This is a genomic window from Sphingobium sp. PNB (genome assembly GCF_019873065.1).
In the GTDB taxonomy this organism is placed as follows: domain Bacteria; phylum Pseudomonadota; class Alphaproteobacteria; order Sphingomonadales; family Sphingomonadaceae; genus Sphingobium; species Sphingobium fuliginis.
Window position 1 is genome coordinate 1 of record NZ_JAINEZ010000165.1, and the last position, 4,525, is coordinate 4,525.

The 4,525-nt window shown below is 45.2% G+C and carries 4 protein-coding genes; all 4 read left to right on the forward strand.

What is annotated here, in order from left to right; all coding sequences use genetic code 11:
• Nucleotides 1-134 precede the first annotated feature (134 nt).
• The 4 genes from K7W03_RS26650 to K7W03_RS26665 are packed head-to-tail and all read left to right on the forward strand — an operon-like array spanning nt 135 to nt 4,169.
• Complete coding sequence (locus K7W03_RS26650; protein WP_222887922.1) at nt 135-995, forward strand: SIR2 family NAD-dependent protein deacylase; 861 nt, start codon at nt 135-137, stop codon at nt 993-995.
• Nucleotides 985-2,901, forward strand: coding sequence for an ATP-binding protein (locus tag K7W03_RS26655; RefSeq protein WP_222887923.1), 1,917 nt, complete (start codon nt 985-987; stop codon nt 2,899-2,901). Before K7W03_RS26650 ends, K7W03_RS26655 begins: the two co-directional genes overlap by 11 nt.
• A gap of 9 nt (nt 2,902-2,910) precedes the next feature.
• Nucleotides 2,911-3,129 (forward strand): KTSC domain-containing protein, encoded by a 219-nt coding sequence (locus K7W03_RS28415; protein ID WP_222887924.1) that lies wholly within the window; start codon nt 2,911-2,913, stop codon nt 3,127-3,129.
• A 2-nt stretch (nt 3,130-3,131) separates the two neighbouring features.
• Complete coding sequence (locus tag K7W03_RS26665) at nt 3,132-4,169, forward strand: hypothetical protein (protein WP_222887925.1); 1,038 nt, start codon at nt 3,132-3,134, stop codon at nt 4,167-4,169.
• Nucleotides 4,170-4,525 lie beyond the last annotated feature (356 nt).

Genomic DNA, 4,525 nt, shown 5'->3' on the forward strand with positions numbered 1-4,525 from the left:
ATACGACAAAACCAAAGAGTCCTACCTCGGCTTCGTCAATCTCGTCTCAGCCCTGCAATGGATACCCTTTGTCCACGAAACCTAGTCAGATTAGACTTCTGCGAAGCGTTGCTGGCAAAGGAACCGCAAGAGAAATGACCGAGTCCGAGTTAAAATCTCTGGATGAGGATATTTGCAAAATAATATCTGAAGAAGTTTCCAAATCCCTACCGGATAAAAAATCCCCTTATCATAACTTAGCTATCTGGACTCGTTCCGTCCAACGCGTAAAGCCCGTACATTTGTTTACAACGAACTATGATCTATTGGCTGAACAAGCGTTAGAGGAAAGCTCTGCACCCTATTTCGATGGGTTTATAGGAGCAAGGAAAGCATTCTTCGATTTAGGTGCTGTTGAGGACGAAGGATTGCTTCCACCCCGTTGGACGAGACTGTGGAAGATGCATGGTTCGCTGAACTGGAGGCTGATAAACGGAAAGAGCGTCGTGCGGAGCGATGAGAAGACAGAGGATCAATCATATTTGATATATCCGTCGCACCTAAAGTACGATCAAAGTCGAAAAATGCCATATTTGGCCATGCTTGATAGATTGAAAGACTTTCTTTTAAACAATTCTTCTTTGCTTTTTATGTCAGGATACTCATTTGGCGATGAGCATATTAACGATATAATTTGCAGAAGCTTGGAAACAAACCCCAGCGCACACGTTTTCGCATTTCTTTTTGGTTCCCTTGATTCGCCGCAATACGTGCAGGCGAGGGAGTGCGCATTATCCACTCCTAATCTAAGTATCCTCGCATTTGACAAGGGTATCATAGGGCGCATTGAAGGTGAGTGGTCGGGAGCAGACGAACCCACCTCGTTTAGCTTGCCGAGCGGAGTCATCAACATTGATGCTTCCACGAAAGCCTGTGAGCTGAAGCTTGGAGATTTCATGGTGCTTGGCAACCTACTGAAAAATCTCTCCGGCGGAGCTGAAACCGATGAACTTTAACCAGAGTGGTACGGCGACGGTTATAGGGTCTGTTCAAGATGTCAGTGGGACATCCGTGAGCGTGACATTAAACAGCGATCAGTTTTCGGGATTAACTTTCGTCAGCGGACAAGGATATCGGATCGGCCAAATTGGAAGTTTTGTAAAAATCCCTATTGGATATGTCGATCTTTTTGGCATCGTGTCACAGGTTGGAGCACGCGCCGTTCCAGAGAGCCTCGTCGCAAAAATGCCGAATGGGTATAAATGGATTACTGTCCAACTAATTGGTGAAGGATACCGTACTGGAAAGTTTCAGCGCGGTATATCTCAGTATCCAACAATCGATGACGAGGTTCATTTAGTTTCCGAATCTGATCTTTCGGCTATCTATGGAAAGATCGGCGAGCAGAATCATTTCGTTCGCGTAGGGCATATTGCGGGCAGTGAGTCTATTGATGCACTGGTAGATATTAACAAGTTAGTTACTCGCCATTCCGCCGTTGTTGGCACCACTGGTTCAGGAAAATCAACAACGGTTGCTGGTCTGTTAAATGTTCTATCTGACTCCAATCGCTTTCCGTCGGCGAGAATAGTAGTTCTTGATCTTCATGGAGAATACTCTCGTGCGTTAGGAGATCGTGCCAATATCTTCAAAATCAATCCAGACGAAAAGAAAGAAAATGAGTTTTCGCTTCAAATTCCGTTCTGGGCGATGAGCTTTGATGAACTTTTAAAGGTAACGTTTGGACCTCTGCCGACGGACGGCAAAGCCAGAAACATGATCCTTGAAAGAATTATTGACCTAAAATCAGAAACGTTGCGAAAATATCCAAGGGACGGTGTGACGCCTGAAAACGTCAACGTCGATAGCCCGGTGCCGTTTTCGCTCAATAAGCTCTGGCACAGCTTATACAGTACGGAATTTGGAACCTACTATAATGCAAAGGGCAGCGCTTCTGACCCTAAAACTTGGGCATACGAAAAGGATGGAGCCGGTAATGAAATTAAAGGAGACGCACAAACGGGCATTCCTCCCAAATTTCGCAAAGTAAAAAATATCAAAGATGATGATGAGAAGATAAATTATATACCAGATGGGTATAATTTAAGAGGGCCTGTTGAAAATCTTGGGACAAAAATCAGAGTTTCTCGGTTTGATTTTCTCCTCAAGGCTGGCGATTGGCATCCCGATATTGATGGGAATGTGACCAAAGACCTCCCCGAGTTGATGAAAATGTGGCTCGGAAGTGAGCGCCCTATCACCATCCTCGATCTTTCTGGCGTCCCTTCCTCGATGATGAACGACATAATCGGCATCGTGCTAAGGGTGCTGTATGATGGGCTTTTTTGGGCTCGAAACCTGTCGGAAGGTGGTCGCGAGCGGCCCTTGTTGATTGTGATGGAAGAAGCGCACACCTATCTCAACGATAATTTTGACGGAGCGGCATCGACCGTCGTCCAGCGGATTGTCAAGGAAGGTAGGAAATACGGGATTGGGGCCATGATTGTTAGCCAACGGCCTTCAGAAATTAACTCTACCATTCTATCTCAATGCGGTACCTTTTTTGCTCTAAGATTGAGTAATTCGACTGATCGCTCTCACGTCACTGGAACCCTATCGGACAATCTAGAAGGGCTCACGAACATGCTGCCTATCCTGCGGACTGGTGAGGCAATCGTTTTGGGCGAAGCGGTGGGGCTTCCCATGCGAACAATGATCCAAGCCCCGCCGAAAGATCGTCGCCCAGATAGCCAAGACCCTGTGGTATGTGATGACGTTTTGCCAGAAAATTCCATGACACCCGGTGGTTGGAATGTCCCGGTGTTGAAATCCGCAGATTATAAGGAGTTTGTGCTAGCTTGGCGTCAGCAAAACCCCATAATACCTTTGAAAATAAAAACCGATACAGAAACAGAAGAGTGAGAATTATTCATGGCATGGCACGAATTTCCAGCTTTTGAGTCATCCAATATCGCATCCATTCGATATGATGATGAAACATCGACGCTAGAGGTTACATTCCTAAATGGAGGCACGTATCAGTACTTCGATGTTCCTGAACATGTGAGCAAGGAATTTGAACAACAGGAATCAAAGGGGAAGTATCTAGCCTCAAATATCAAGGGACATTATAGGTACGGTAAGATATAAACATGGGTATTGTAAATCTCGATCAACAATCAAAAAGGATTCAAATATCATCGTTCGAGATGGATAGTCCGATTGTTTTTAATTTTTTTGATAAAACCTCTTCGTCTGAGCGAGATGAGAAGTTTCATAGAGCACTATACATCGGCGTTCTTGCCTTAATGGAAGATCGCCTTTCAAGCTTTCTTTCAAAAACAGCAAATGAACTTGGGACAGAGCTAGAAAGTCTCAAGATCATATTTGATATGAAGAGAGAGCTTTTTTATAAATCATCTGTAAAGGGAGTTTTAGCAGAGGAAGATATTGCCGATTACCTTAATGAATTTATTTCAAAGCAGAGGCTAGGAGACAAGATCGAATTGACGGGGGATGTTTCAGGAAAGCTTCATAAAAACAAAACGGGTGATATCGTCTGCCATTTAAACAACGATAGTGGTGCAAAAATTGCTATAGAATGTAAATTCGATAAAGGCGTCCGATTAGGTGATATTCAATCAAAGGACATATTTACTAAAAAGACTGACACTGCATGGAGCCAACTTTTAGAAGCTCAAGCCAACCGCGACGGAAAAGTTGGCATTATAGTCTTTGATATATCCCTAGTAGATAATTCGATTTTGAGCGTTGTGCAGGATGTAAAATTCCTACCATCGATAGGATTTATTGCAATAATCGACTCTCAAAAAGGCGATTATAAAAACCTTTCTATAGCCTACATGCTGGCCCGCGATATAGCGATTAACAGTGTTAAAATCGACTTGGACCACAACACTCTCAAGGTGATTGTGAATAGAATTATAAAGGATATGAGCGACATTATCGCTATTAAATCCCTTGTTCATTCTAATATCGACAATTGCCGGAAAATTCTATCGCAAATTGAAAAGAGCATTTTGCTGATGGAATTCAATCATCGATATCTTGCAAAATTTCTCTCTGATGGACAGCTTTCAAAGGAAGATTTGCTGGATTTCTATTCTGGCGAAGATGTTAAGGATCGCTTCCGTCCGATAGAGAAGGAAATCGCCTCCCTTGGCGATTGAATGATTTTCTCCTGTATTCCCGCCATCCAATCCGCGCAGGGTTGGTCGTCTCGATGGACGAAGCCATCGTGCAGGGTCCACGGGCGGCACACGCCATGGTCATGGGTCAAGGGAGCAGGAACGCACCTTGCCGCGCCGGAGGCGGCTGGGTGCCAAGGGGCAGGCACGCCCTTGGTCGATGGGGGAGGAACCGCAATCGCGGTTCTGGTTGGGGAGTATGAAATCTCCCCGATGGCGCGGACCTGGCTCAATGCCAGTGACGCGCCAATGGCTAGCCTCTCTTATTCACGACGCTCGGTTTCGGGCCCGCTCTGGGCATTTGCTGCGGCTGGCTGTATTGCGCGGACGACCGGCAT

Bases quoted from the DNA above. Each gene is read 5' to 3' on its own strand.
- K7W03_RS26650 (WP_222887922.1), top strand. From the start codon at position 135: ATGACCGAGTCCGAGTTAAAATCTCTGGATGAGGATATTTGCAAAATA.
- K7W03_RS26655 (WP_222887923.1), top strand. From the start codon at position 985: ATGAACTTTAACCAGAGTGGTACGGCGACGGTTATAGGGTCTGTTCAA.
- K7W03_RS28415 (WP_222887924.1), top strand. From the start codon at position 2,911: ATGGCATGGCACGAATTTCCAGCTTTTGAGTCATCCAATATCGCATCC.
- K7W03_RS26665 (WP_222887925.1), top strand. From the start codon at position 3,132: ATGGGTATTGTAAATCTCGATCAACAATCAAAAAGGATTCAAATATCA.